We start from the raw sequence: 26,242 nt of genomic DNA, 5'->3' as shown, positions 1-26,242 counted from the left end.
ATGATAACCAGCATCCGCCTTCGTGTTCGCTAGGAGCTTGACGCTGTGGAGCCGAAACAGAAGGATGCCATCGCACCCGCGATTAGAGTGGAGGCATGCGAGATCCAGCCGGTTTATATGACATCGCCACCGATGTTGCTGGAGTGCCGCGCGGTCTTCCTCTTGTAGCGGGACTCACGGGCTTTGCGGATGCCGGTGGTGCCGTCAGTCAAGTGAGCCAATATCTGCTCGACACCCTTGAACGCACCGTTGTCGCATCGTTCGACAATGATGCTCTCCTGGACTACCGAGCGCGTCGTCCCACGATCTATTTTGATCAGGACCATTTGAGTGACTACCGTCCAGCCAAGCTCGAGCTTTACTTGGCGAAGGATGAGCTGGGGCAGCCCTTCCTGCTTCTCACGGGTTACGAACCTGACTTCCAGTGGGAGCGATTCTCGGCAGCAGTGTTGAGGCTCATTTCGAAGCTCGACGTTAAGTCGACCACGTGGCTGAGTTCCATCCCGATGCCGGTGCCGCACACGCGCAGCATTGGGGTGACCGTCAGCGGCAATCGCTCGGAGCTGATCGACTCGCTTTCAGTGTGGAAGCCCCACACTCAGGTGCCTGCTAACGCAATGCATGTGATTGAGTACCGCTTGCAGGAGATCGGGCATCCCGTCGCCGGCTTCGTGCTTCTCATTCCGCACTACCTCGCCGACACCGAATGGCCGACCGCTGCCGTAACGGCGCTCGAGAGTGTGAGTGCTGCAACCGGATTGATCTTCCCCACGGATCGCCTTCGTGAAGAAGGGCGCGCATTCGTCGCAAAGATTGATGGTCAGGTTGAGAGCAACCAAGAACTTGCTCGCCTAGTAGGAACGTTGGAAGAGCGACACGACAACTACATGGAAGAGAACCCCATGCGGTCGCCGTTGACGGATGAAGCTGGAGAGCTGCCTTCAGCAGACGAAATCGCCGCCGAGTTGCAGAAGTTCCTTGCCATCAAACGCGCTGGTGACACTGACGGCACCTCTGGTCTCCCTTTGTAGTACCCGCGGTGTGCGGCATCCGCGATTCTCTTCGCGGGGGCTAAGGGTGTCCGCTTTGCTCCGGCACCCGCATGGTGCGAAGCATGAGAAAAGCGTGGCATAATAGGAGTAAGACCCGGTCTTGTTTCTCGATCTGTTTCGCCATGCGGTGAGATGGGCGGAGGCTTGACATGGGTCTTAGTACTGCCCGAAAACCTCAGAAAGGTGTTCAGATGGCGACCCGAACGAAGGCTGCAGAGTCCGCACCCGCAGCAAAGAAGGCTCCTGCTAAAGCAGCCACAAAGGCTGGCACGCGTAGTAAAGCTGCCGCTGCAGTCGAAGAAGTAGCCCCCGACGCAGAAGGCGCCGAGAGCACGACTACTAAGGCAACGACGAAGAAAGCTGCGACGACGAAGTCGACTGCTGCTGCGTCAACCGCCAAGAAGCCTGCCGCCAAAAAGCCGGCGACGAGGAGCAAAAAGGCAGCTGCAGCTGCAGCTGCTGAAATCGTTGAGGCAGACGGCGAAGAGGCGAAGGCCGAAGACGAGCAAGAAGAAAAGTCAACGAGTAAAGACGAGGCGTTGCCCACAGGTGCGCTCGTTCTTTCGCTCGTCGATGACGAAGACGAAGTTCCTGTCTACTCGGCAGCCATTACTGGCGCTACCGCCGACCCTGTCAAGGATTACCTGAAGCAAATCGGTAAGGTTGCTCTGCTCAACGCCGCTCAAGAAGTTGAGCTCGCGATGCGCATTGAGGCCGGCCTCTTCGCTGAAGACAAGCTTTCACAAATGGCCCCCGGTGAAGTGCGTTCGACTCTCGGTCGAGAACTTCAGTGGGTAGCTAAAGATGGTCAGCGGGCCAAGAGCCACTTGCTCGGTGCCAACCTCCGCCTCGTCGTATCGCTCGCTAAGCGTTACACCGGTCGCGGCATGCAGTTCCTCGACCTCATTCAAGAGGGCAACTTGGGTCTGATTCGTGCAGTCGAGAAGTTCGATTACACCAAGGGCTTCAAGTTCTCGACCTATGCAACGTGGTGGATCCGTCAGGCCATTACACGCGCGATGGCAGACCAGGCTCGCACCATTCGTATTCCTGTGCACATGGTCGAGGTCATCAACAAGCTTGCTCGCGTTCAGCGCCAGATGCTTCAGGACCTTGGTCGCGAACCTACCCCCGAAGAGCTGTCGCGTGAGCTCGACATGACGCCAGAAAAGGTCGTCGAGGTTCAGAAGTACGGCCGCGAGCCCATCTCGCTTCACACACCGCTTGGTGAAGACGGTGACAGTGAGTTCGGTGACCTTATCGAAGACACTGAAGCAGTTGTTCCGGCGGATGCTGTGGGCTTCACAATGCTGCAGAAGCAGCTTGAAAGCCTTCTCGATTCCCTTTCGGAGCGCGAAGCCGGAGTTATCCGCATGCGTTTCGGCCTGGGCGACGGAATGCCCAAGACGCTCGACCAGATCGGTGACACGTTCGGCGTAACTCGCGAACGCATCCGTCAGATCGAGTCCAAGACGATGGCGAAATTGCGCCACCCGTCACGCTCGCAGTCACTGCGCGACTACCTCGAATAGGCCAATAATGGGTGCTGAAGCGAACGCTGGAAAGAGTCTCACTGTTGAGGTTGATGGAGCAGTCTATGAACGGCTTCCCATCAAGACTCGATTGGTGGTTCGTGAAGACGATATCGTCCAGGTCGTGTCGGAGTACGCTTCGTCTGTCGTGCAGGATGGCGACCTGCTTTTCGTGACCGAGAAAATCGTGGGCATCACTCAGGGGCGGGCCTACCCGATCTCTGAGGTCGAGCCACGCAAGCTTGCGACCTTCCTCTCGAAGTACGTTACGAAAACGTCGCACGGTATCGGTCTCGGCATGCCCGAGACGATGGAGATGGCGTTGAGGGAGTGCGGAACGCCGCGCATCCTGTTCGCGGCTGCTGTCGCAGCGGTGACCAAGCTTGTGGGTCGTCGTGGCGACTTCTATCGCATTGCCGGGCCCAAGGCTCGTGCGATCGATGGTCCGACGAAGAACACCATTCCGCCTTACAACTCGCACGTGGTGCTCGGCCCCGCGCGTCCAGATGGTGTCGCGCAAGACATCAAGGTCGCTCTCGGCCGCAACATTGAGGTTCTCGTCGTAGACATCAATGACTTCGGTGGCAACATCCTCGGGTCAACGACAACCAAGGCCAACAACGCGCTCGCGCTCAAGGTATTGAAAGACAACCCTCTGGGGCAAGATCACCAAAGTACGCCGCTTGGCGTCATCCGTCGGTCTTAGCAACACTTCGGCACCAGCCAGCCACCGCAAGGTGAACTGGCCGGGGGGAGTAATGCCCTAGAAGTCGATGACTTCGCGGAACTTGGGCAACAGGCCTGTCTTGATTCCAGTGAGACTCGGCTTCATCTGAAAGACACCAGTGTTGTAGTTGCCCTCGATGATTGCCGGTCCGTTTGGCGTGATCGCGACGTCCCACCCGACATAGGGGATTTCTGGGATGATGCGGCTGACCGTGTCGAGCATGGCGAGCACTTCGTCGTACAGCGGAACCTCAAACCCTACGATCGGGGTGCCGGTCTGGGGATGCACGGTGAAGGTGTTGGCGTACTTGTCGAAGGCGCCGTAGTTGGCAATTCCGGTCTTTTCGTCGAGCACGGTGTACATGCCACCGCGACCATAGTTGTCAACGTCGGCGCCATTGCCCATTCTCAGCACGGCTTCCATTACGTGCACATCGGTGCCATCGAAGAAGGTGATCATCCGCAACGAGTTCACGCTGGTGGGGCAGAGTGCAGACATCCCGGGGTGCTGCTTGAGAAACGCTTCGACCAGGAACTGGCGCTTGTCCATGAGCTCTCGGTACAGAGCATGCGCGTCAGCGAGATCGTCGCCGCCGTGCTTTTCGATGCCGGCACCGCTCATGCTGTCGACAACCTTCACCATGATGGGGTCATGGTGCGCGACGAACTCGACGAAGTCAGCTTCGGAAGCCGTTCTCAAGTCGAGCCAGGCTCGACCAAGCCACTTGTTGAAAGTGGTGTTGAAGGTCGGCTTGTCATAGAAACGTTCGCGGTACTCGCGCTGGTTGTACTTCACAACGATGGAGTTGGCGTTGCCGCTCGTAATCCACGTGCGGCGTTCAGCACGACTGAGAACGTTGAATTCGAACTCTTCGTAGTCGAGGTAGCCCGCTTGGTAGACAAGGGAACACCACACCATGTCGAGCAGAATCGCAATCACGGGCGTACCGCTGCGTTTACTGATTGCTCGCGCGACGGCGAGCATGTTTGATACGTCGAGCGAGATAAGTCGCGACACGTAGTGCCGGATGCGCTTCACAGTTCTCCTACGAAGGTCATACCGACACACGTGTCGGCGGCGAGCAAACTATCTGATGATGCTCAACGCTACGTTATGCATTCAGACGGCTGGACTCGTCGTGCCACTTAATCGCTGTCGGGAACAGCTTGTCTTTGAATTTGGCGCCGTGGTGGGCGCAAAAGAGAAGATCGCCACTGGCGAGCGTGGCGCGGATATATGCCTGCGCGCCACAACTGTCACAGCGGTCAGCCGCCGTGAGGGTGTAGTCCATCTCATCGACTGGGGTGTCTTCGGTTGCAATGTTCGACATGGCCTACTCCTTCTTGCTTGCGGTTGTTATTCCGTACGCCTATACAAGCATGGGTGCCTGAAGATTCTTCCTACATTGCGGGCATTTCGCTCAGCGCGTAGCGCGGTTGACGGCTGGCGGTGTGCACGGGGCAGCGGGTGTCGGTGAGCAGCAATGTCGGGCGGAGAACGTACTCTAGAAGATGGCCTTCCGTCGTCAAACCCTAGGAGATCACTATGGCGAGCTCTGACTACTCAGCCCGTCACCTGTCCGTACTCGAAGGGCTTGAAGCCGTTCGTAAACGTCCGGGTATGTACATCGGCTCCACCGACTCCCGCGGGCTCATGCATTGCCTGTGGGAGATCATCGACAACTCGGTGGACGAGGCGCTCGATGGGCACGGTTCAGAGATCAACGTCATCCTGCACGCCGACGAAAGCGTTGAGGTTCGCGACAAGGCCCGTGGCATCCCGGTCGATGTTGAGCCCAAGACAGGTCTCACCGGCGTCGAAGTGGTTTTCACCAAGCTGCACGCGGGCGGAAAGTTCGGTTCGGGCTCCTATGCCGCATCTGGCGGGCTCCACGGAGTGGGCGCTTCGGTTGTGAATGCCCTTTCGGAGCGACTCGACGTCGAAGTCGACCGCAATGGCAAGACCTACGCGATGTCGTTCCATCGCGGCGAGCCAGGCACTTTCGCCGATACAGGTGAACCGACTCCGGATGCTCCGTTCAGCCCCTACGTGTCGGGCAGCGAACTGCGCGTTATTGGCAAGGTTCCCAAGGGGCGTACTGGCACAAGAGTGCGCTACTGGGCTGATCGCCAAATCTTCACGAAGGGCGCGAGTTTCCAGTCTGAGGGGCTGATCGACCGCCTACGCCAGACCGCGTTTCTGGTTCCTAACCTCACCCTGAATGTGTCAGATGAGCGTGGTGAAGAACCCATCCGCGAATCGTTCTCGTTCGAGGGCGGCATCTCTGAGTTCGTTGAGCATCTGGCCGTTGATCCACCCATCACCGACATTTGGCGCCTCACAGGATCCGGCGGGTTCACTGAGAGTGTTCCGGTGCTGCAAGACAATGGCCACATGGTTTCCACCGAGGTTTCCCGCGACTGCGTCGTGGATGTTGCACTGCGCTGGGGCACCGGATACGACACCGTGATCAAAAGCTTCGTCAACATTATTGCGACGCCCAAGGGCGGAACGCACCTCGCAGGGTTCGAGCAAAGCCTGCTCAAGTTCTTGCGTGCCGAAACGGAGAAGAACGCTCGTCGCCTGAAGCTCGGTAACGACAAGCTCGATAAGGATGATGTGCTCGCGGGCCTCACGGTCGTGTTGACCGTTCGTCTTCCTGAGCCGCAGTTCGAGGGGCAGACCAAAGAGATCCTAGGTACACCTGCGGTACGGGCGATTGTCGCCAAGGTGGTGGCGGCCGCGCTCTCCGAGCGCTTTACGTCAACCAAGCGCGATGACAAGTCACAGGCAGCGCTAGTGCTCGACAAGGTCGTCGCCGAAATGAAGTCGCGCATTTCTGCGCGCGCTCACAAGGAAACTCAGCGTCGCAAGAACGCGCTTGAAAGCTCGAGTCTTCCCGCCAAACTTGTTGACTGCCGCTCCAACGATGTCGCAAACAGCGAATTGTTTATCGTTGAGGGTGACTCGGCGCTCGGCACAGCGAAGCTCGGCCGCGATAGCGAATACCAGGCCCTTTTGCCCATTCGAGGCAAGATTCTCAACGTCCAAAAAGCATCCATCAGCGACATGTTGTCGAATGCGGAGTGTGCGTCGATCATCCAAGTCATTGGAGCTGGTTCGGGGCGTAGCTTCGATTTGTCGACAGCGCGCTATGGCAAGGTCATCATCATGGCCGATGCAGACGTCGACGGCGCTCATATCCGCACGCTGCTGCTTACGCTCTTCTTCCGCTACATGCCCGACATGATTCGCGACGGGCGGGTGTACGCCGCAGTGCCGCCACTGCACCGCGTCGTCGTAATCAATCCGGGCTCTAAGCCCAACGAGACTATTTACACGTATTCCGAAAAGGAACTCAACGGCGTGCTCGCCGGGCTCAAGAAATCGGGCAAGCGCTATCAGGATCCGATTCAGCGCTACAAGGGCCTCGGCGAGATGGATGCCGACCAGCTGGCAACCACCACAATGGATCGCAACAACCGCGTACTCCGTCGTGTGAATATTTCGGATGCCGAGAGCGCGGGAAGTGTTTTCGAGCTTCTGATGGGCAACGAAGTTGCTCCGCGCAAGGAGTTCATCATTCAGGGGCAGGGTCTCGACCGGGACCGCATCGACATTTAGTTGCCAAGCGGATGCGGGGCGTCGTCGACGGCCCGGCACCGATGGTGAATGAAGCAGCGAGAGGGCTGCCCTCTGAATCAATCAGGTGGCAGCCCTCTCGGCTGTGCGGCTGTGTCCGTTGCTCCTAAGAGCCAGCGGTCCTACGGCGTAGTGCCGATGGATCCGATAACACTGTCGAGTGGAATGCCCGAGCCGTCTCGCTTGGTACGTTCGGTCGGCAGCTGGCGCACGGCACCATCGGGGCCGACCGCCGTTGCCGGAACTGCTCCGACCCATGCCAGGGTGAGCACATCTTCGCCCTTGAGCAGGGAATGCGCTCGCACTCCGCCGGTGCCGCGGCCTTTCGCCGGGAACTGGGAAAACTCACTGAGCTTCACCCGGCCCGGATCTGTGCCCGGGATAGTGACGCTTGAGCCTGAGATCGTGACGGCAACGTTTTCGGAGTCAGCATCCAGTGCGTCGAAGAAGATTACTTCGGCACCAGAACTGACCCGCACACCTGCCATGCCGCCGGCGCTCAGCCCCTGAGGGCGAACAGCGGACGCCGCAAAGTGCAGCAGTTGAGTGTCGGAGGTGACAAACGTTAGCTCTGCGTCGTCGGCGCTGTGAGCCGCACCCACGAGTTCGTCTCCCGGCTTGAGCGAGATGATCTCGAAGTCCGGTTTTGACGGCCAGATGCCCGGTGTGACGCGTTTGACGGTGCCTTGGCGAGTAGCGAGAGCAACGGGCTGATCACTCTCGAGCGACACAATCGCCAACACACGTTCTTTCTTGTCGAGCGTCAAGTACTCACTAATCTTGGCGCCGGCACCGAGCTGAACAGAACTCGTTGGCACGTTGGGTAGGTCTATTGCAGTGAAGCGGATGAGTCGGCCGCGGTTCGTGATCGCACCGATCTCAGTGCGGCTTGTCGTTGTCACGCGCGAACGGATTGCGTCGTGCTTCGAGCGACGCGACCCGGCCAAAACGGTGTCGCCCTCGCTGATTCCGACTCGAATGATTCGTCCCGTTGTCGAGAGCAGCACCACGCACGGCTCGTCGGCGATCTCAAGCACAGGCTGGTTCTTGCGCGCAGCTGCACGTGATGTTGTGGCGATGGAGGCAGGAGCTTCTGTCAGCAGCGTGCGTCGCGGTGTTCCAAATTTCTCCGCCACGGCGTCGAGTTCGTTTCCGACGAGTGCTCGGATGAGAGTCTCATCGGCGAGCAAGGCCTGAAGTCGAGCGATCTCGGCCCGAAGTTTCTCTGCCTCGGCTTCCAGCTCGATGCGGCTGAATTTGGTGAGTCGACGCAGGCGCAGCTCAAGAATGTACTCGGCTTGCAACTCGCTCAGATCAAAGACCTCGCGCAGGCGTGTGCGAGCTTGATCGCTGTCGTCGCTCTGACGAATGACCTGGATCACTTCGTCGATGTCGACGATCGCGATCAGCAAACCTTCGACCAAGTGCAGGCGTTCGAGGTGACGAGCAAGGCGATACTTGCTTCGACGAGTGACCACCTGAAGGCGGTGCTTCAAAAAGACTTCGAGCAGAGCTTTCAGCCCGAGCGTCTGCGGGCGCCCATCGACGAGAGTGACCGCATTGATGCTGAAGTTGTCTTCGAGCGGCGTCAGGCGGTAAAGCTGCTCGAGTACGGCATCCGGACTGAAACCGGTCTTGATACCAATGACGAGGCGCAGCCCGTGGTTACGGTCGGTGAGATCTGTGACATCAGAGATGCCGACAATTTTCTTGTTGTTGACGCCATCCTTGATCTTTTCAATGACGCGTTCGGGGCCAACCAAGTACGGCAGCTCGGTAACGACGAGTCCCATCTTGCGGGCAGTGATTGACTCCACGGTTACGGTGGCACGAGTCTTGAAGGCACCACGACCGTTCGCATAGGCGTCTTTGACGCCGCTGAGGCCAATGATCCTTCCTCCGGTGGGGAGGTCGGGGCCGGGCACAAACTGCATAAGCTCTTCGAGCGTCGCGTCGGGATGCGCGAGCAAATGCCGCGCCGCCCCCACGACCTCAATGAGATTGTGCGGTGCCATATTGGTGGCCATACCAACGGCGATACCGCTGGCGCCATTGACCAAAAGGTTGGGGAAGGCTGCGGGCAACACTTCGGGCTGCGTAGTCGAGTTGTCGTAGTTGGGCACGAAGTCGACAACGTCTTCATCGAGATCATCCGTCATGGCGATCGCGGACGCTTGCAGGCGTGCTTCGGTGTACCGCGGTGCAGCGGGGCCGTCATCTAGCGATCCAAAGTTGCCGTGGCCATCGATGAGGGGCACTCGCAGGATGAAACTCTGCGTCAGACGCACCATGGCGTCATAAATGGAGGCATCACCGTGGGGGTGAAGCTTTCCCATGACGTCACCGACAACGCGCGACGACTTGACGTGGCCCTTTTCTGGGCGCAGTCCCATCTCGCTCATTTGGTAAAGAATGCGACGCTGGACGGGTTTCAGGCCGTCGCGCGCATCGGGGAGTGCGCGCGAATAGATTACGGAGTACGCGTACTCCAAGAACGAGCCCTGCATCTCGGTTGTGACATCGATGTCTTCAATGCGTTCGCCGGCAGGGGAGTCTGGGGTGGGTTTAGTGGGAGTAGCCATAGGATTGCCCTAATGTTACCGGCGCTCAACCCAGACTCAGCGAACCTTACCGATGTGTTGTCAAGTTCATTCCAGGCAATTGCGGGCGAGGAGAATCGGCTGAGCCTGCCTCCCGTGCGCCACGCCGTCGTGTTGCTCGTCGACGGCCTCGGCGCGCATAACCTCAAGGCCCGTGTGGGGCACGCGAGAACTCTGGCCAGTGCGTTCTCAAAGAGTGCCGTTATCCAGTCGGGATTCCCCACCACCACCGCGGCGGCAATAGCGAGCCTGACGACAGGCCAGCGAGCAGGACAGCATGGACTGGTGGGATACAGCGTTCTCGATGCAGGCAACGATCGTGTTATCAATCAACTCTCGGGATGGGATTCCCGCATCGACCCGGCGACGTGGCAGCGGGTGCCGACTTTGTTCGAGCGCGCTACGGAGCGCGGTTTCACTGCGGTGGCGGTCGGAGCCGCTCGCTACCGAGCTTCGGGCTTCACTCACGCGGTCTTGCGCGGTGCACGGTATGTCGCAGCGGGTTCCCTCGCCGAGCGGCTGCGTGTAGCCGTAGCGGTGGGGCACGCCAGCGCCGAGCCGTCACTCACCTATGTCTATGCGCCAGAACTCGATATGGCAGGTCATGCCAATGGCTGGCAATCGCCCCAGTGGACGCATGCGCTCGAGTCTCTTGACTCTGCGTTGGCGAGTGCCGTGCGCGAACTCACTTTCGACCAAGGGCTTCTGGTCACCGCCGATCACGGAATGATCGATGTGCCTCATGAGTCACACGTGTTATTCGACACAGCCCCTGAACTGCTCGACGGCGTCGCCTACGTTGCGGGGGAGCCGCGCTGCCTTCAGCTGCACCTCGCGCCCGAGCTCGCTGCAACAGAGCGAGCGGCGGTGCTTGATCGGTGGCAGCAGGCTGAGGGGCAACGTTCGTGGGTCACGAGCCGCGACGCTGCGATCGCTGCGGGGTGGTTCGGTGAAGTACACCCCGAAGTCACGCCACGTATCGGCGACATTATTGTCGCCGCACGCAAGGGGATCGCGTACTACGACTCCCGCGTAACTAACAACGCTGGTCGAAAAATGGTCGGACAGCACGGATCTTGGTCAGACGAAGAGCTTCGTGTTCCGCTACTGAGATTCGGCGCCTTCGCTCGCTAAGCGGGGTCTTCGTCTGGCTTCGTACCGAAGACGATGTCGTCCCAGCTCGGCATGGCAACCCTGCGGCGTCGTGATTTCGCTGTCGGCTGTGGTGCGGTTGCCTGCGGCGGCGCTGGCGCATCGCGGCGTTGCTCTGCGGCGGGCGGATCAAGCAGGCGCATCGATGGCTCGGAACCGGATGGGGGGCTCGACTCGTCATCGTCGGATTCAAAGTTGGCTGGCTCCCGTTCGCCGCGGCGACGGCGAAGAGCATCGAGCAAGTCTGCAGTCTGGTTGCCGACACCCGCTTCAGCGCTGCGATCGCGCATTACAGGAAGTTCCGCCGGCTTGATGGGGGCGGGCTCGTCGTGGAGTTCATCAACGTCGAATGCTCCGCTGTCGAAGCGTGCGGCATCCGTATTCCCCTCAGCGGGCGCAACGGCGCGAAGTCGAGGGATTAGCGCACCGGTGGATTCGCCCTGCTGCGAGAGAGTCTTAGCTTCGTTATTGAGCGGCACAAGAGACTGACGCTTCGGGTCGTACTGCCAGCGCGCATCGTGATCGATGCTGTTCGAGCTGAACGAAAGTTTGACCGTCCAGCCATTCTCAGGATCTTTCCAGCTAGCCCAACGCTCGTCGGCGGCGTTGACATCCACAAGTCGTTCGCGAATAGCGGATCCGAAGGTGCGTGACGACGTCAGGGAGTCCGTTTCGCCCGCGACATGTACCGGCACCCCGAGCGCAGATTTGACGACGAATTCGCGCTCAGCGACGACAGGCCCCTCGAAGCGCTCGATGTAATCGATGTCGGCTCCCGTAAGGCTCGCAACGTCCTGGGCGGACATTCCTGCCCGGATATGCGCCTGAATCTCACGGGGAGCAAGCTTGGGGCCGCTGCCTGTCTGGGCTCGGCTCTGTCGCAGACGTGACTGCAACACGTTGTCAACGGCGAGACGGAAGCGCGTTCCGTCATTGCTCGACACGATCAGCGCACCGTCTTGTACTTCGATTACCCGAAGGTCTTCCATAGTGAACTTCTCCAGCCCTCACGATTCCCTTTAGGGTCGCACGCCTTGAGTGGTTTATATGGGAATAACACGCCTCCATGAACAGTTATCACAGGCGCTGCACAGTGATGCAGAATCGACGGTTTGCAATTCGTCTCGCTTTCATGGAGACTGTGCCCGCCGATTCCGGTGATTCAACGTAAAAAAGAAGTGGATGGGCATGGCCACCGACTACGACGCACCTCGTAAGACCGACGACGACTCCGAGTCGATCGAGGCTCTTAAAGAGCGTGTTCCTGACAAAATGTCGGGCTCGGTTGACGTCGACGATTCAGACAACCCGGCGAACTTTGAGCTTGCCGGCGCAGACCTTTCTGACCTGGACCTCGATGTGGTCGTTCTGCCTCCTCAGGCGGACGAATTCACTTGCGTGAGCTGCTTCCTCGTGAAGCACCGCTCGCAGGTCGACCACACAACCAAGCTGGGCGCTATTTGCCTGGAGTGCGCAGCCTAGACTGCGCGATTGCTCCAGCTAACAATTCGGGAGTGCGACTCGACAACAACCAATACGGTGTCGGGTCGCTCTCATCGAGTAGCTCAAGTTTGACCACGGGCGAGACCCACCCTCGAATCATCAGCCAGGCACGCGCATCCAGTCGCTGCCCGCGTTCGAGCGTCGCTTCATCACCGGTGTAACTCGTGACTTCGCCGATGATGGCTATCGGCAGTCGAGCACTTCCCGCACGAAGTTCTTTGTCGTCGACAGTGATCTTTGGTGCAGACCACAGCAGGAACAGCACGATCCCGATGTAGAGCACTGCTGCGGTGATGTATCCCACAAAGATATTGATCGGCAGGAACACCAAAATGCTCGCGGGAATGATGAGTGCGGTGCTGATGTAGAGCCACGCTGTGGGCCACAAGCGTTCACGGTAGTAAGTCACTCATCCATTACACACTGATTTTGCGTCGGGCGTTTCGGGCCGACGCCTTATTTGCACTAGCCTCGACTCGTGATTGACAACGTAGAGGTGCTTATTTCAGCAGGCCAAACACCTGCGTACGCGCACCCGGGGGATGCCGGTGCTGACCTGTATTCGGCGGGTAACTACACTCTCGCCCCCGGTCAGCGTGAGACTGTCGCGACGGGCGTCTCGATCGCCCTGCCCGACGGCTATGTGGCGTTCGTGGTGCCTCGCAGCGGTCTTGCTGCCCGCCACGGCATCACGGTGGTCAATAGTCCAGGAACTGTGGATGCCGGCTACCGGGGTGAAATCCGCGTTACGTTGCTCAATACTGATAGTTCAGCCACATTCGAGATTGAACCGGGCGATAGAATCGCGCAATTGATCGTTATGCCCGTTTCTCGGGCCAGATTCATTCCCGTTTCTACTCTTCCCGGAAGTCATCGCGGTGAGTCGGGCTTTGGTTCGACTGGATACCGCGCAGAGTCAACACAACAAGGAGCCACTTCGTGAGCGACACCACTGAAACCGATCAGCCGCAGGATCACCCGAAGTCCGCGCCGGAGAATCGTGCGACTGATGGTCCTCTCGACGAAAGCGAAGCGAATGCGGTTCGCCCGTATGTCGATCTCGGTGGCGTGAAGATTCTTCCACGTCAAGAGCTTCATTTGCGCCTCGAAGTCGAGGAAGCAAGCAAGCGCGTTGTCGCCGTTGGGCTCGACTACGCCGGTTCGACCCTCCAAATTCAACCTTTTGCTGCGCCCCGGTCAAGCGGACTCTGGCACGAGATTCGTGAGCAGATCATCGATCAGGTCCACACGCAGGGTGGGACAACGAAGGTCTCTGATGGTCCTTTCGGTCCTGAGGTATTCGCTGAGATCCCTGTCGCCGGCAAACCGGGCGAGAAGCGAATCGCGCGTTTCGTCGGCGTGGATGGCCCGCGCTGGTTCCTGCGGGGAGTAATCGCCGGTGAGGCGCTTACTAGTCCGGAAGCAGCAACCAAGATCGAAGATTTGTTCCGCTCGATTGTGGTCATCCGTGGCACTACGCCGATGCCTCCTCGTGACCTTATCCCGCTCCACATGCCAGCAACGGGTGAGAAAGAAACTCAGGCGTGAGTTCGGTCGACGAACCGTCGAACGCCCCTGGCGATGATCAGGTTTCCGCGGATCCGACGGTTCGTGAAGCGTTAGCCGCGGCGGCCCGTCGTTCTGCCGTTGGCCACGTTGCACCAGGGGAAGCACCGACCTCTGGCGCTCTGCTGGCAGCAATGGGAGGAGTGCGCGGCTTGGTGGAGTCCATTTTGCCGGGGCTCGCTTTCTTGGTGATCTTCACGATCACTCAAGAGTTGGTCGCTTCCGTCGTGGCTCCCGTCATCGTGGCGTTGGGTTTCGTCGCCGTCCGTCTAGCGACGAGAACTCCGGTCTCGTCAGCGATGGTTGGTGTTGTCGGCGTTGCGCTCTCTGCAGGCCTTGCGCTTTTTACCGGCCGTGCTGAAGACAACTTTCTCCTCGGTTTCGTCATCAACGCCGTTTTCCTGGTCGCGATCGTGGTGAGCGTGATTGCGCGACGACCCCTCGTTGGCCTTATCGCGGCGTTGCTGGTGCCAACCGCAGCTGATTGGCGAGAGGACAAGGCAAAGTTTCGCGTTGCACTCATCGCAACCGTGCTCTGGGCAGGCCTATTCTCAGTGCGATTGGGTATCGAACTTCCCCTTTATTTCGCCGAAGCAACCCAGGCCTTGGCGACCATGAAGCTTCTCCTCGGCGTTCCGCTGTACGCCGCAGTGCTGTGGGTTACATGGCTTCTCATGCGCACGGCATACGGGCGCACAGCGTCCGAGTAGTTCCTCACCATCGCCGTGGCGTCGAGGCGAGCGGATGACGATGGTGTATATTTATCTCGACGTCAAGATACTTTTGGCCGCGATCGCAGCGCGCTTGTTGCGATTCAGCCTTAGGCTTGCCTTGCTGGATGCAGCGCACGCTCCGCGCAAGGATTGAAGAACCGTAGCAAGGGAGATGACAGTGTCGACAGTCAATAGTTTTGGGTCGAAAGACACCCTCACAGTCGGGTCATCCGACTATGAAGTGTTCCGCATCGACAAGGTAGCGGGATACGAAAAGCTACCGTTTAGCCTCAAGGTTCTGCTGGAGAACCTGTTGCGTACAGAAGACGGTAAGAACGTCACGAAGTCGCAAATTGAATCCCTCGGGTCGTGGGTGCCCAGTGCAGACCCCGACACCGAGATCCAGTTCACGCCTGCACGCGTTGTTATGCAGGACTTCACGGGTGTTCCGTGCATCGTCGACCTCGCCACTATGCGTGAGGCGGTCGCTGAACTTGGGGGAGACCCCACCAAGATCAACCCACTCGCGCCTGCAGAGCTCGTGATCGACCACTCGGTCATTGCCGACCTCTTCGGTTCCGACAATGCGCTTGAGCGCAACGTTGAGCTTGAGTATGAGCGCAATGGTGAGCGCTACCAGTTCCTTCGTTGGGGCCAGAGCGCGTTCGACGACTTCAAGGTTGTTCCTCCGGGAACCGGAATCGTTCACCAGGTCAACATTGAGCACCTTGCTCGTGTCACCTACACGCGTGAAGTTGACGGCAAGACTCGGGCATTCCCCGACACCCTCGTCGGCACCGACTCGCACACCACGATGGTCAACGGCCTCGGAGTGCTCGGGTGGGGCGTCGGTGGAATCGAAGCCGAGGCAGCAATGCTTGGCCAGCCCGTTTCGATGCTCATCCCCAAGGTTGTCGGTTTCAAGCTCAACGGCACGATCCCCGCCGGCGTCACCGCGACCGACGTTGTTCTTACGATCACGCAAATGTTGCGCCAGCACGGCGTCGTTGGCAAGTTCGTTGAGTTCTACGGTGAGGGAGTCGGCGCAGTGCCGCTCGCCAACCGTGCAACTATCGGAAACATGAGCCCCGAGTTTGGTTCTACTGCCGCGATGTTCCCCATCGACGACGTGACCCTTGACTACCTGCGCCTCACCGGTCGCAGCGACGAGCAGGTCGAACTCGTCGAAGCGTACGCAAAGCTTCAGAAGCTCTGGCACGACCCGAGCGTCGAGCCTAGCTACAGCGAATACATCGAGATGGATCTCGGAACCGTCGTTCCGTCGATCGCTGGACCGAAGCGCCCTCAGGACCGCATCGAGCTCACCAAGGCCAAGAGCCAGTTCGAGATCGATCTCAACAACTACGCCTCGATGGATCACTCCAAGGTCGACGCTGCGGTTGAAGGAACGTTCCCGGCATCCGATCCTGTGGGTCTCACTCCGCAGGATGAGGACTCGGCTCACGAGCGTTCGCACTCGCACTCGAGCCACGCTCCGTTGACGGTCTCGCAGCCGACTTCGGTGAAGGTCGACGGCGGAGAGTCGTTCACGATCGACCACGGTTCGGTTGCCATCGCTGCAATCACGTCGTGCACGAACACATCTAACCCTTCGGTGATGCTTGCTGCTGGCCTTTTGGCTCGCAACGCGGCAGCTAAGGGCTTGAAGTCGAAGCCGTGGGTCAAGACCACGCTGGCTCCCGGCTCCAAGGTTGTCACTGACTACTACGCCAAGTCGGGACTTGATGAGTCGCTTGAGGCCCTCGGTTTCTACACCGTCGGTTACGGCTGCACTACGTGTATCGGCAACTCCGGTCCTTTGGAAGATGAAATCTCCACCGCGATCAATGAGAACGATCTTGCGGTCACCGCAGTTCTTTCCGGTAACCGTAACTTCGAGGGTCGCATCAACCCCGACGTGAAGATGAACTACCTCGCGAGCCCGCCGCTGGTTATTGCTTACGCCCTTGCCGGAACGATGAACTTCGACTTCGACAACGATGCACTTGGCCAGGACCAGGAGGGCAACGATGTCTACTTGAAGGACATCTGGCCCGACGCCGCCGAAGTTCAGGCGACGATCGATTCCTCGATTGACCGTGAGATGTTTACCCACGAGTATGCGGGTGTCTTTGACGGTGACGAGCGTTGGCAGAATCTGCCGACGCCGACCGGTTCCACTTTCGAGTGGGATGACGAGTCGACTTACGTGCGTAAGCCCCCGTATTTCGAGGGAATGACCATGGAGATCACTCCGGTCAGCTCGATCACGGGTGCTCGCGTTCTCGCCAAGCTGGGTGACTCGGTCACGACCGACCACATCAGCCCCGCCGGTTCGATCAAGGGTGACAGCCCCGCTGGTATCTACCTCGCGGAGCACGGCATCGACCGCAAGGACTTCAACTCCTACGGTTCGCGTCGGGGAAACCACGAAGTAATGATTCGCGGAACGTTCGCCAACATCCGTCTTCGCAACCAGCTTCTCGATGGCGTTGAGGGTGGCTACACTCGCGACTTCACCACGCCGGATGCCGAACAGTCGTTCATCTATGACGCAGCTCAGAACTACGCAGCTCAGGAAACTCCGCTCGTCGTTCTTGGTGGCAAAGAGTACGGCTCGGGTTCGTCGCGTGACTGGGCAGCCAAGGGAACAAGCTTGCTCGGTGTCAAGGCCGTAATTTGCGAGAGCTTCGAGCGTATTCACCGCTCGAACCTCATCGGAATGGGCGTTCTGCCGCTGCAGTTCCCTGAAGGCCAGAGCTGGGAGTCATTGGGACTTGACGGTACCGAGAGCATCAGCATCTCGGGCGTCGAAGAGCTCAACGATGACCGCATCCCGAGCACCTTGCACGTTGTGGCCGAGCCGACCGCTCACTCGCCCGAGGGCAAGGCAACGATTGAGTTCGACGCGAAGCTTCGCATCGATACTCCCGGTGAAGCTGACTACTACCGCAACGGTGGCATCCTTCAGTATGTATTGCGTTCGCTGGTCTAACTAGCGGATACACGACAGGCGCGCGGCGGAGAGCATCGCTCTCGCCGCGCGCCTTTTGTGTGTGCTGCTGAGGCTGTGGGTCGTCCCAGAACCTCATGCACATTTGTTCAAAACGCGCACGAAGAAGCCTAGACTGGATGCATGAATTTACTCGAGGGAATCAACGGTCCCCGAGATCTTGACGGTCTCTCCACGGCGCAACTTACTCAACTCGCGCAAGAGATTCGTGAGTTTTTGATCGAGAACGTTTCGCGGACTGGTGGGCATCTTGGCCCCAATCTGGGCGTTGTAGAACTCACCACCGCTATTCACCGGGTGTTCGATTCCCCGAGGGATGCTGTGGTATTTGATACCGGACATCAGAGTTACGTTCACAAGATTCTTACCGGTCGCAAAGACTTCGCGAAGCTTCGGTCGCAAGGCGGACTCGCGGGGTATCCGCAGCGTTCCGAATCCGAGCATGACATTGTCGAAAGCTCGCACGCGTCTAGTTCCTTGTCCTGGGCTGACGGAATCTCCCGTGCTTTCGAAATGACGGGGCAGGGCGATCGGCACGTGGTTGCCGTTGTGGGTGATGGTGCCCTCACCGGCGGCATGACGTGGGAAGCGCTCAACAACATCAGTGATGACAACAGCCGCAACCTCGTGATTGTCGTCAATGACAACGGTCGTTCCTACGCGCCAACTATTGGTGGCATGGCACACTTCCTCAACAGCGTGCGAACGCGGCGTTCCTACCGCTCGCTCCACGGCTCAAGCGAGCGATTCTTTGGTGCATTTGGTGGGCCTGGGCGCGCTCTGTATCGCGGTATCCGCGGTGGCACCCACGGCTTCCTCTCACGCTTCAGCAACAACGAAGCCCTGTACTCCAATCTCGATATCAAGTACTTGGGTCCGGTTCACGGCCACGACATCGGTGCACTCACCGAGGCACTCCAGCAGGCGAAGTCGTACGGTGCGCCGGTAATCGTTCATGCGATTACCGAGAAGGGGCGTGGCTACGAGCCTGCTCTTATGGATGTCGCTGATCAGTTCCATGCGGTTGGCCAGATCGACCCGGTGACAGGCGAACCGATCGAACCCAGCGGTGCGGCATCCTGGACCTCGGTCTTTTCTGAGGAGATCGTCAAGCTTGCGGATGAGAATCCACGACTCGTCGGTATCACTGCAGCGATGTTGCGCCCTACCGGGCTTCACCGCTTTGCAGAGAAGTATCCCAAGCGGGTCCATGACGTTGGCATCGCCGAGCAGCATGCGGTTACGTCTGCCGCCGGACTCGCCTTTGGTGGGTTGCATCCTGTTGTGGCGCTCTACGCCACCTTCATGAACCGGGCGTTTGATCAAGTTTTGATGGATGTCGCACTCCATCGTGCCGGAGTAACCTTCGTGCTCGACCGAGCCGGCGTGACCGGTCCCGATGGTGCCAGTCATCACGGAATGTGGGATCTTGCGCTCTTGCAGGTCGTGCCCAACATCCGCATTGCCGCACCTCGCGACGCTGCGCGCCTCCGTGAGGAGCTGGGGGAAGCTGTGGCGGTCGACGATGCGCCAACCGTCATTCGCTTCGCTAAGGGCACTGTAGGCACCGAGTACGACGCCGTGCGGCGCACTGATGATGGCGTCGATGTGTTGCGCGAAGACGATCAGCGTGATGTTCTCATCGTTACGGTCGGTTCGATGGCTAAGACCGGGTTGCAGGTCGCTGAACTCCTTGCGGCTCAGGGCATTGGTGCCACTGTGATCGACCCTCGCTGGGTGGTTCCGGTGCCCAAGAGCGTGATTGACTTTGCTGCTGACCACCGCATCGTGATTACGATCGAGGATGGTGTGCGCGTGGGAGGAATCGGCACGCGCATCAGACAAGACATGCGGGCCAATGGTGTCGATACTGCGGTAAACGAGTTGGGATTGCCTGACAGCTTCCTCGACCACGGTAGTCGCGATTACATCCTCGACCAGGTCGGGCTGACACCTCAGCACATTGCTCGCGATGTGGTCGCTCAAGTGTTGGGGAGCAAGATCCCCGTGGCTCGTCCGCTGGCGGATCGCGACTCCGAAGAGTTCCGGTTGCCCGCCGAGCGCGGCTAGCCGCCTCGGGCCGAACGCCCGAGTAGTCTCTGTGGCGTTGCGGCGAAACCCCTTGATTAACAGCCGAAGGCCCGGTTCAGAACTGATCTGAACCGGGCCTTTGACGGATGCCGTCTATCGACGAAGGGCTACTGCACTCCGCGAATCGGCGGGTTGTGGAACGTGCTGCCGAATGCTCGCTCCGAAGCTCCCGCGCGGTCGAGGTACGGTGTGACGCCACCCATCTGGAACGGGTAACCCGCGCCGAGAATGAGGCAGAGGTCGATGTCCTCCGCCGCGGCCACGACGCCGTCTTCGAGCATCCGGTGAATCTCATCGGCCAGACCATCTTCGATCCGGATCTGAAGCTCCTCGGACGTCATCGGCGTTTTTCCGCCCTTGACGATCTCGACGGCCTTCTTGGAGACGCCCTTTGACTTGCCCTTGTTGTCGCGGTCGAAAATGAATCCGAGTTCGGCGAGCTTGTGAAGGTTCTCACTCTCGAAGAATCGGTCGGGGAACGCGGCATGGTGAGTGTCAAGAACGTGAGCTCCGACCTTCAGGCCGACCAACTCGAGGAGTTCGAATGGCGTCATCGGCAGACCGAAGGGGCGCGTCGATTCTTCAACAACTTCGAACGGCGTGCCGGTATCCACAGCGTGCATGGCCTCGCCGAGCACCTTAGCGAGAATGCGGTTCACGACGAAACCAGGGGTATCGGTCGTGATAACAGCGTTCTTGCGGAGGTTCTTGGCCGTAACCATGGCTGTTGCGAGCGACTCATCGTTGGTGTGCGGGGTCTTCACGACCTCAATCAGCGGCATTACTGCCACCGGGTTGAAGAAGTGGAAGCCCACGACGCGCTCAGGGTGCTTGAGCTTGGCTCCGATTTGTTCCACCGACAGGGAGGACGTGTTCGTCGCCAAGATCGTCTCGTCAGAGATGTACTGCTCGACTTCAGCAAAGACGGCCTGCTTAGCGCCGAGTTCTTCATAGATGGCTTCAATAACCCAGTCGCAGTCAGCGAAGTCAGCCTTGTTGGTTGTGCCCGTGACGAGAGCCTTGAGACGGTTGGTGTCGTCAGACGAGAGGCGACCCTTCTCATGCAACTTGTCGATTTCGGTGTGAATGGCGGCAACGCCGGCATCCGTTGCGGTCTGGTCGAGGTCAGTGATGACAACGGGGACCTGCAGTCGACGGACGAAAAGCAGTGCGAACTGACGTGCCATGAGCCCGGCGCCAATAACGCCAACCTTGGTCACCTTGCGCGCAAGCTCCTTGTCGGGAGCTCCCGCTGGGCGCTTTGCGCGCTTCTGCACGAGATTGAAGGCATAAATGCTCGCCTGGAACTGGTCACCGGAGATCATGTCGGCGAGAGCGTTGTCCTCTGCTTCGAAACCGGTCTTCTTGTCGGTGTTCTTGGCGGCCTTGAGCAGCGCGAGAGCAGCGTAAGGAGACTTTGCAACGCGGCCGATGCGGTTAGCCAGCATCTTGTCGGCGATGCCGATAGCGACATCCCACTTCACGGTGCGTTCGATCTTGCCCGGCTCGTTCTTGCGCTTGACCTTGGTGGTGCCAGCGATGACTCCGTCGGCCCAGCGGATTGAGTCTTCAAGGAAGTTTGCCGGACCAAACATGGCGTCGGCAATGCCGAGTTCGAAGGCCTCTGGGCCCTTGAGCATCCGGTTGTTCTTGAGTGGGTTTTCGATGACGACCTTGAGGGCGTTTTCGATACCGATCAGGTTGGGGAGCAACCACGCGCCACCCCAGCCAGGGATCAGTCCGAGGAAGACCTCGGGAAGCGCGAACGCAGGAACCGAGCTGTCGATCGTGCGGTAGTCAGCGTTGAGAGGAATCTCAACACCGCCACCGAGGGCAAGCCCATTGACGAATACGAACGATGGCACGCCAAGTTCGCTGAGCTTGCCGAGCGCCCAGTGGCCCAACTGAGCCATCTGCTTGCCGGTCTCGCGGTCGGGGATTTCGCTTACCTTTGAGAGGTCAGCACCGGCCGCGAAAATGAAGGGCTTGCCCGTGACAGCGACACCGTGGATTTCGCCAGCGGTCGCGCGTTCCTTTTGCTCGTCGAGGACCTTCGCGAACTCGAGCAGAGTTGCCGGGCCGAGAGTGTTTGGGCGGGTGTGGTCCTTGCCGTTGTCGAGCGTAATGAGCGCGAGAGTGCGACCCGCGGAGAGCGGTACATCACGCACGAAGGAGTGAGTAATTACCTCGTCTTTTGCGAGGTCCGAAAGACGTGCGAACTGTTCGGTCATTGTTACTTTGCTCCCTTGTAGTTCGGGTTTTCCCAAATGACTGAGCCACCCTGGCCGAGTCCAACGCACATCGCTGTGAGGCCGAACTGCACCTCGGGGTGCTGTTCAAATTGGGCAGCAAGCTGGATCATCAGGCGAACACCCGACGACGCAAGCGGGTGGCCCATCGCGATAGCGCCGCCCCACTGGTTGACTCGAGGATCTTCGTCATCGATGCCAAAGTGATCAAGCAGCGACAGAACCTGAACCGCAAAAGCCTCGTTCAGCTCGAAGAGGCCGATGTCGTTGATCGTCAAGCCAGCCTTACGGAGCGCCTTCTCTGTGGACGGGATCGGGCCGATGCCCATGATCTCCGGTTCCACGCCAGCGTAGGCGAAGCTCACCATGCGCATCTTGGGCTTCAAACCAAACTCGCGTGCGGCATCCCCGCTAGCAATAATGCTGGCGGTTGCACCGTCGTTCAGCCCGGAAGCGTTGCCAGCGGTAATGCGTCCGTGTGAACGGAACGGCGTCTTGAGCGCTGCAAGGCCCTCAAGAGTGGTTTCGGGGCGCAAGCCCTCGTCGCGGGTGGCCAAGCCCCAGCCGGACTCGCTCTTGGTGGCAACCGAGATGAGGTCAGGCTGGATGTTGTTCGCGTCGTACGCGGCGGTGGCGCGCTGTTGGCTGCGCAGCGCGAACGCGTCGGAGCGTTCCTTGGTGAGATGCGGGAAACGGTCGTGTAGCTTCTCGGCCGTGTTGCCCATGTTGAGAGCTTCAGGATCGACGAGCTTTTCTGAGAGGAAACGAGGGTTGGGGTCAACGCCCGAGCCCATCGGGTGGTGGCCCATGTGCTCGACGCCACCAGCGATTGCGAGATCGTAGGCGCCGAACGCGATGCCGCCAGCCACGTTTGTGACGGCCGTCATGGCGCCGGCACACATGCGGTCGATCGCATAGCCGGGAACAGACGTGGGCAGGCCAGCCAGCAAAGCAGCGCTGCGACCGATCGTGAGACCCTGATCGCCGGTCTGAGTTGTTGCCGCGATAGCGACTTCGTCGAAGCGATCCTTGGGGATTTGCGGATTCCGCTCCAGCACACCAATCATCGCCTTGACGACGAGGTCATCGGCTCTGGTATTCCAGAACATGCCCTTCTCGCCTGCACGTCCAAACGGAGTACGGACTCCATCTACGAATACAATCTCAGTTTCCTTGGCCACAATGCCTCCACTAAATCCTTGGATGTAGCACTGATCCTAGGCTGGGGAGATTAGCGGATGGAATCCTTTGACTGTTCCTACGACTTGGTGTCCGCGGAGTCCTCAGGCGTTTGGTTGGCTTCGACAAAGGCTTCGGCGATTGACTGTGCAGATACGTCAAGTTGCCAGCGGCGGGCGCCGAGCGCCGTGAGGGCGTCTGAGATGCTGTCGACCGTGATCTCCGCCGGTGGGTTCCATGCCACACGCCGCAAGTGATCGGGCGTGAGCAAGTTCTCAATGGGGATAGACATCTCTTCAGAGAACTCTGCCATGAGGGCACGAGCCGCTTTGAGGCGACGATCCGCTGCGGGGTTCTTGTCTGACCACACCCGTGGTGGCGGCAGAGTGTCGCTGGCCACTCGCGATGCTGGAATGTCAGTAGACGCTAGCCCGGCCAAAATGGCCTGCCACCAGCGATCAATCTGGGTGCGGCTCGCGCGCCCGCTGAATTCTCGGAGGCTCGACAGCTCCCGCTTCGACTCCGGCAGCAATTTTGCGGCAGACAGCAGGGCGGAGTCTGGAACGAGGCGGCCAGGGGCAGTATCGACTTCTCGCGCGTAGGCGTCGCGGGCCAACCACAGCTCGCGCGCTACAGCCAAGTTTTTGCCGCCGCGAATGGAATGAACTCCGCTCAGCCGGCGCCATGGTTCGGCGCGCACGTGGCTCAAGTCACGAGCAAGAACTGACTCGAATTCTTGGCGCGCGATCTCGCTCTTGTCGTCGCCCTCAAGTACGTCGCCGAGCGCCTCGCGAAGATCTACGAGCAACTCAACGTCGAGCGCGGCGTACACGAGCCACGACTGGGGAAGTGGCCGCGTAGACCAGTCCGCTGACGAATGTTCCTTTGCGAGATGGATGCCCAACAAGTGTTCCACGACGGTTCCGAGTCCCACCCGCGGGAGGCCAGCGATCCGCGCCCCCAGTTCGGTATCGAACAGGCGCGTTGGGTGGAGGCCAACTTCACGCAAGCAGGTGAGGTCCTGTGTCGCTGCATGCAGAATCCACTCTTCCTCAGCGATAACGTCGTTCAGCTCGCTAAAGTCACCAATGGCCGGCGGATCGAACAGAAAAGTACCCGCACCGCGACGGAAGATCTGGATGAGATAGGCGCGCTGCGAGTAGCGGTAGCCGCTTGCTCGTTCTGCGTCTATTCCGATAGGGCCATGGCCGGCAGCGATGGCTGCCACGGCGGCAAGATATTCGTCCCGATCGTCAATGACGTCAACGGGAACATGAGGGGCTTGGGTAGCGTGCGACTCGCCCTCGGGGGCTGCACTGTCGGTGGCGCTACTCACGCCCAGCTCTACGGGCCGACAACATAGTGACTCCTTCATTCGTGGGAGGAAGTCCGGCAAGCATGCAGACTAACTCGCTCCAGCCTTCCACATGTGCGGCGATATCGAGGTCTTGGGGGCTCCAAGACGCGCGAAGTTCGATTTGGGCGCCATCCGGTTGGGACTCAAGTTCGCCAAATCCAGTGGAGAGAATACGGGTCGCGGTTCCCGACACCTGGTCGTATTGTGCACCCCTGCTATCGAGAGCATCGACGAGCCAGGACCAGGTAACTTCACTCAGAAACTGGTCAACACCGATCTCGGGTTCGAGCGGCGCCTGAGCAAAACAGATGATCCGGAATTCGCCCTCCCACGCCTCGGGAGACGAGGGGTCATACAGAAGCACGAACCTGCCGGTGCCAAGATCGGAGTCTTCGCCGTGACGAGAGGGCGTGACATCCGCAGCCAAAGCAAAGGACCACGGGGCAATCTGCGTTGGTGCTGAAATCTCGGTAATGGCGAGCTCAGGGCGCAAAGTCGCAGCACGAAGCGACTCAACCGCTGAAGCAAATGCCGCGGGTGGTGTTGGTCCAGCTGGCGAATCGGGCACGAGTGAAGATTAGGCTTTAGGAGAACGATCGCTAGTGAGGCACGCCGCGCTAGGGCGGCTGCGAGACGGAGGTTTAGGGATGCGGGCACGGGATCGCTTGCGCATAGTCGCCGGAATCGCAGGCGGGGTCGCTATCGGGGCGGCCGCAATCGCCGCGATCGGAGTAGCGGTCGGTGCCGCGCTTTCAGTCTTTGTAGCGCGTCGTGTGGTGACGCCGCCGGGCCGAGCCGACAGTAACTTGCGAATTCTCGCTGTGGGGGAGTCCACGATCGTCTTGTCGTCGGCAGAGGAGAGCAGAGCACCCGGTCGATTCAGCCTGTGGTTCGCCGACGAAACCGGATTCGCACGCATCGGGCCCGTGGTTTCGCAGGGCGCGCAGTGGGTTGCGCGGGAACTCATCGACGTTGAAACCGGTGTTCCGCATCCGGGAGACAACGCGCGCACGAGTGGATGGTTTTATCTGACGCCGGCTGGGCTAGGGCTTAAGTACTCTGAGGTGCTGATTCGCACAGAGCTCGGCTTCGCGCCCGCGTGGTTGATCCCCGCGGATTCGCCGAGCGCCACGTGGGCAATCCACATTCATGGTCGAGGAGTGCAGCGGCCAGAGACAGTGCGCGCGCTAGGTGAGTTTCACGATGCTGGAATCACTTCGCTGTCAATTTCGTACCGGAACGACACTGAAGCGCCCGATTCGGCAGATGGCCGGTATGGCTTAGGTTCCACCGAATATCGCGATGTTGACGCCGCGATCGCCTACGCACGTTCCGCTGGTGCCGAGCGCATTATTCTCATGGGCTGGTCAATGGGCGGAGCGACTGCGCTTCACACGCTGATCCGATCTCGCTATCGAGACATGATTATGGGGCTGGTGCTCGACTCGCCTGTCATCGCCTGGGGTCCGACGCTCGCGCTGCACGGCGACTTGAACCGCATCCCGTCGTTGATTCCTCGTGCTGCGGTAGCTGTACTGGGGAGCGACCAAGCCCAGTTTCTCGTGGGAACGGAGAACCCACTCGACTTCGCCACGCTGAACTTCGTCGAGCGCGCTCACGAGCTGGATCGCCCTATTCTGCTTATGCACAGCGAAGACGATGGCTACGTTCCCGTCGAACCCTCTCGAGCGTTGGCCGAGGCTCGACCTGACATTGTCACCTACGAGGAGTTCGACACCGCAGGTCACACGCGATTGTGGAACTATGACAGCGAACGCTGGCTATTGGCCATCCGCTCGTGGCTCGCAATCCAACGGGGTGTGGATGCTGCCGCTGACGTCACCGACGTAGCGTAGGGCTAACAAC

General features: G+C 59.5%; 21 protein-coding genes. 12 read left to right on the top strand and 9 right to left on the bottom strand.

What is annotated here, in order from left to right; genetic code table 11:
* Positions 1–95: 95 nt before the first annotated feature.
* The 3 genes from ACWFSR_RS08010 to ACWFSR_RS08000 all read left to right on the top strand — a co-directional run bounded on the left by ACWFSR_RS08010 (position 96) and on the right by ACWFSR_RS08000 (position 3,290).
* Positions 96–1,031, top strand: a complete 936-nt coding sequence (locus ACWFSR_RS08010) for a proteasome assembly chaperone family protein (RefSeq protein WP_197109881.1) — start codon at positions 96–98, stop codon at positions 1,029–1,031.
* 212 nt (positions 1,032–1,243) lie between these two features.
* Complete coding sequence (locus ACWFSR_RS08005; protein ID WP_197124376.1) at positions 1,244–2,584, top strand: RNA polymerase sigma factor; 1,341 nt, start codon at positions 1,244–1,246, stop codon at positions 2,582–2,584.
* A 7-nt stretch (positions 2,585–2,591) separates the two neighbouring features.
* Positions 2,592–3,290, top strand: coding sequence for a coenzyme F420-0:L-glutamate ligase (locus ACWFSR_RS08000; RefSeq protein ID WP_447522142.1), 699 nt, complete (start codon positions 2,592–2,594; stop codon positions 3,288–3,290).
* Positions 3,291–3,347: 57 nt separating this feature from the next.
* On the opposite strand, the gene ACWFSR_RS07995 is transcribed toward ACWFSR_RS08000, so the two are convergent.
* Both ACWFSR_RS07995 and ACWFSR_RS07990 read right to left on the bottom strand, forming a co-directional pair.
* Positions 3,348–4,349 carry a sugar-transfer associated ATP-grasp domain-containing protein gene (locus tag ACWFSR_RS07995; protein WP_447522141.1) on the bottom strand — a complete coding sequence of 334 codons (1,002 nt, stop codon included), beginning with the start codon at positions 4,347–4,349 and terminating at the stop codon, positions 3,348–3,350.
* A 73-nt stretch (positions 4,350–4,422) separates the two neighbouring features.
* On the bottom strand, positions 4,423–4,641 hold the full coding sequence (locus tag ACWFSR_RS07990) for a DUF7455 domain-containing protein (RefSeq protein WP_197105747.1): 219 nt from the start codon (positions 4,639–4,641) through the stop codon (positions 4,423–4,425).
* A 215-nt stretch (positions 4,642–4,856) separates the two neighbouring features.
* On the opposite strand from ACWFSR_RS07990, the gene ACWFSR_RS07985 reads away from it, so the two are divergent.
* Entirely contained in the window at positions 4,857–6,935 is a 2,079-nt protein-coding gene (locus tag ACWFSR_RS07985; RefSeq protein WP_197105746.1) for a DNA gyrase/topoisomerase IV subunit B, read from the top strand.
* A 140-nt stretch (positions 6,936–7,075) separates the two neighbouring features.
* On the opposite strand, the gene ACWFSR_RS07980 is transcribed toward ACWFSR_RS07985, so the two are convergent.
* The gene (locus ACWFSR_RS07980) at positions 7,076–9,535 is read right to left on the bottom strand and encodes a DNA gyrase/topoisomerase IV subunit A (protein ID WP_447522140.1); all 2,460 of its coding nucleotides are present in this window, start codon (positions 9,533–9,535) and stop codon (positions 7,076–7,078) included.
* 12 nt (positions 9,536–9,547) lie between these two features.
* Here ACWFSR_RS07980 and ACWFSR_RS07975 point away from each other — a divergent pair, with 12 nt between their 5' ends.
* Positions 9,548–10,687: an alkaline phosphatase family protein gene (locus tag ACWFSR_RS07975; RefSeq protein WP_197105744.1), complete on the top strand. Its 1,140-nt coding sequence runs from the start codon at positions 9,548–9,550 to the stop codon at positions 10,685–10,687.
* Here the strand turns inward: ACWFSR_RS07975 and sepH are convergent.
* Positions 10,684–11,694, bottom strand: coding sequence for a septation protein SepH (gene sepH / locus ACWFSR_RS07970; protein ID WP_197124387.1), 1,011 nt, complete (start codon positions 11,692–11,694; stop codon positions 10,684–10,686). The genes ACWFSR_RS07975 and sepH overlap by 4 nt on opposite strands.
* Before the next feature lie 199 nt (positions 11,695–11,893).
* Between sepH and ACWFSR_RS07965 the strand changes: the two genes are divergently transcribed.
* On the top strand, positions 11,894–12,187 hold the full coding sequence (locus ACWFSR_RS07965) for a DUF4193 domain-containing protein (protein WP_100389298.1): 294 nt from the start codon (positions 11,894–11,896) through the stop codon (positions 12,185–12,187).
* On the opposite strand, the gene ACWFSR_RS07960 is transcribed toward ACWFSR_RS07965, so the two are convergent.
* Positions 12,162–12,617: a DUF3093 domain-containing protein gene (locus ACWFSR_RS07960; RefSeq protein WP_197105742.1), complete on the bottom strand. Its 456-nt coding sequence runs from the start codon at positions 12,615–12,617 to the stop codon at positions 12,162–12,164. The two genes, ACWFSR_RS07965 and ACWFSR_RS07960, sit on opposite strands and share 26 nt — an antisense overlap.
* Before the next feature lie 69 nt (positions 12,618–12,686).
* Between ACWFSR_RS07960 and dut the strand changes: the two genes are divergently transcribed.
* From dut to dxs, 5 genes are all read left to right on the top strand, one after another.
* Positions 12,687–13,151, top strand: a complete 465-nt coding sequence (gene dut / locus ACWFSR_RS07955) for a dUTP diphosphatase (RefSeq protein WP_197105741.1) — start codon at positions 12,687–12,689, stop codon at positions 13,149–13,151.
* Positions 13,148–13,756, top strand: a complete 609-nt coding sequence (locus ACWFSR_RS07950) for a DUF3710 domain-containing protein (RefSeq protein WP_197105740.1) — start codon at positions 13,148–13,150, stop codon at positions 13,754–13,756. The genes dut and ACWFSR_RS07950 overlap by 4 nt, the downstream gene beginning before the upstream one ends.
* On the top strand, positions 13,753–14,484 hold the full coding sequence (locus ACWFSR_RS07945) for a DUF3159 domain-containing protein (protein WP_197105739.1): 732 nt from the start codon (positions 13,753–13,755) through the stop codon (positions 14,482–14,484). Before ACWFSR_RS07950 ends, ACWFSR_RS07945 begins: the two co-directional genes overlap by 4 nt.
* A 181-nt stretch (positions 14,485–14,665) precedes the next feature.
* Complete coding sequence (locus tag ACWFSR_RS07940; protein ID WP_447522139.1) at positions 14,666–17,482, top strand: aconitate hydratase; 2,817 nt, start codon at positions 14,666–14,668, stop codon at positions 17,480–17,482.
* 141 nt (positions 17,483–17,623) lie between these two features.
* Positions 17,624–19,570: a 1-deoxy-D-xylulose-5-phosphate synthase gene (gene dxs, locus ACWFSR_RS07935; protein ID WP_197105737.1), complete on the top strand. Its 1,947-nt coding sequence runs from the start codon at positions 17,624–17,626 to the stop codon at positions 19,568–19,570.
* 128 nt (positions 19,571–19,698) lie between these two features.
* Here the strand turns inward: dxs and ACWFSR_RS07930 are convergent, their stop codons facing one another.
* From ACWFSR_RS07930 to ACWFSR_RS07915, 4 genes are all read right to left on the bottom strand, one after another.
* Positions 19,699–21,822: a 3-hydroxyacyl-CoA dehydrogenase NAD-binding domain-containing protein gene (locus ACWFSR_RS07930; protein ID WP_197105736.1), complete on the bottom strand. Its 2,124-nt coding sequence runs from the start codon at positions 21,820–21,822 to the stop codon at positions 19,699–19,701.
* Between the two features lie 2 nt (positions 21,823–21,824).
* On the bottom strand, positions 21,825–23,021 hold the full coding sequence (locus ACWFSR_RS07925) for a thiolase family protein (RefSeq protein WP_197105735.1): 1,197 nt from the start codon (positions 23,019–23,021) through the stop codon (positions 21,825–21,827).
* 77 nt (positions 23,022–23,098) lie between these two features.
* Entirely contained in the window at positions 23,099–24,355 is a 1,257-nt protein-coding gene (locus tag ACWFSR_RS07920; protein WP_307783866.1) for an HRDC domain-containing protein, read from the bottom strand.
* On the bottom strand, positions 24,348–24,944 hold the full coding sequence (locus ACWFSR_RS07915) for a DUF3000 domain-containing protein (RefSeq protein WP_197105733.1): 597 nt from the start codon (positions 24,942–24,944) through the stop codon (positions 24,348–24,350). The genes ACWFSR_RS07920 and ACWFSR_RS07915 overlap by 8 nt, the downstream gene beginning before the upstream one ends.
* A 79-nt stretch (positions 24,945–25,023) precedes the next feature.
* Between ACWFSR_RS07915 and ACWFSR_RS07910 the strand changes: the two genes are divergently transcribed.
* Positions 25,024–26,232 carry an alpha/beta hydrolase family protein gene (locus tag ACWFSR_RS07910; protein ID WP_197109892.1) on the top strand — a complete coding sequence of 403 codons (1,209 nt, stop codon included), beginning with the start codon at positions 25,024–25,026 and terminating at the stop codon, positions 26,230–26,232.
* Positions 26,233–26,242 lie beyond the last annotated feature (10 nt).

The organism is Salinibacterium sp. NYA9b, from assembly GCF_976973725.1.
Note: the sequence above shows the minus strand (reverse complement) of the source record. Positions and strands in the feature narration are given on the sequence as shown.

What these genes read in the sequence shown, in the direction of transcription:
- ACWFSR_RS07985 (WP_197105746.1), top strand. Translation starts at nt 4,857, where the DNA reads ATGGCGAGCTCTGACTACTCAGCCCGTCACCTGTCCGTACTCGAAGGG.
- ACWFSR_RS07930 (WP_197105736.1), bottom strand. Translation starts at nt 21,822, where the DNA reads ATGACCGAACAGTTCGCACGTCTTTCGGACCTCGCAAAAGACGAGGTA.
- ACWFSR_RS08005 (WP_197124376.1), top strand. Translation starts at nt 1,244, where the DNA reads ATGGCGACCCGAACGAAGGCTGCAGAGTCCGCACCCGCAGCAAAGAAG.
- ACWFSR_RS08000 (WP_447522142.1), top strand. Translation starts at nt 2,592, where the DNA reads ATGGGTGCTGAAGCGAACGCTGGAAAGAGTCTCACTGTTGAGGTTGAT.
- ACWFSR_RS07980 (WP_447522140.1), bottom strand. Translation starts at nt 9,535, where the DNA reads ATGGCTACTCCCACTAAACCCACCCCAGACTCCCCTGCCGGCGAACGC.
- sepH (WP_197124387.1), bottom strand. Translation starts at nt 11,694, where the DNA reads ATGGAAGACCTTCGGGTAATCGAAGTACAAGACGGTGCGCTGATCGTG.
- dxs (WP_197105737.1), top strand. Translation starts at nt 17,624, where the DNA reads ATGAATTTACTCGAGGGAATCAACGGTCCCCGAGATCTTGACGGTCTC.
- ACWFSR_RS07975 (WP_197105744.1), top strand. Translation starts at nt 9,548, where the DNA reads ATGTTACCGGCGCTCAACCCAGACTCAGCGAACCTTACCGATGTGTTG.
- ACWFSR_RS07910 (WP_197109892.1), top strand. Translation starts at nt 25,024, where the DNA reads ATGCGGGCACGGGATCGCTTGCGCATAGTCGCCGGAATCGCAGGCGGG.
- ACWFSR_RS08010 (WP_197109881.1), top strand. Translation starts at nt 96, where the DNA reads ATGCGAGATCCAGCCGGTTTATATGACATCGCCACCGATGTTGCTGGA.
- ACWFSR_RS07965 (WP_100389298.1), top strand. Translation starts at nt 11,894, where the DNA reads ATGGCCACCGACTACGACGCACCTCGTAAGACCGACGACGACTCCGAG.
- ACWFSR_RS07990 (WP_197105747.1), bottom strand. Translation starts at nt 4,641, where the DNA reads ATGTCGAACATTGCAACCGAAGACACCCCAGTCGATGAGATGGACTAC.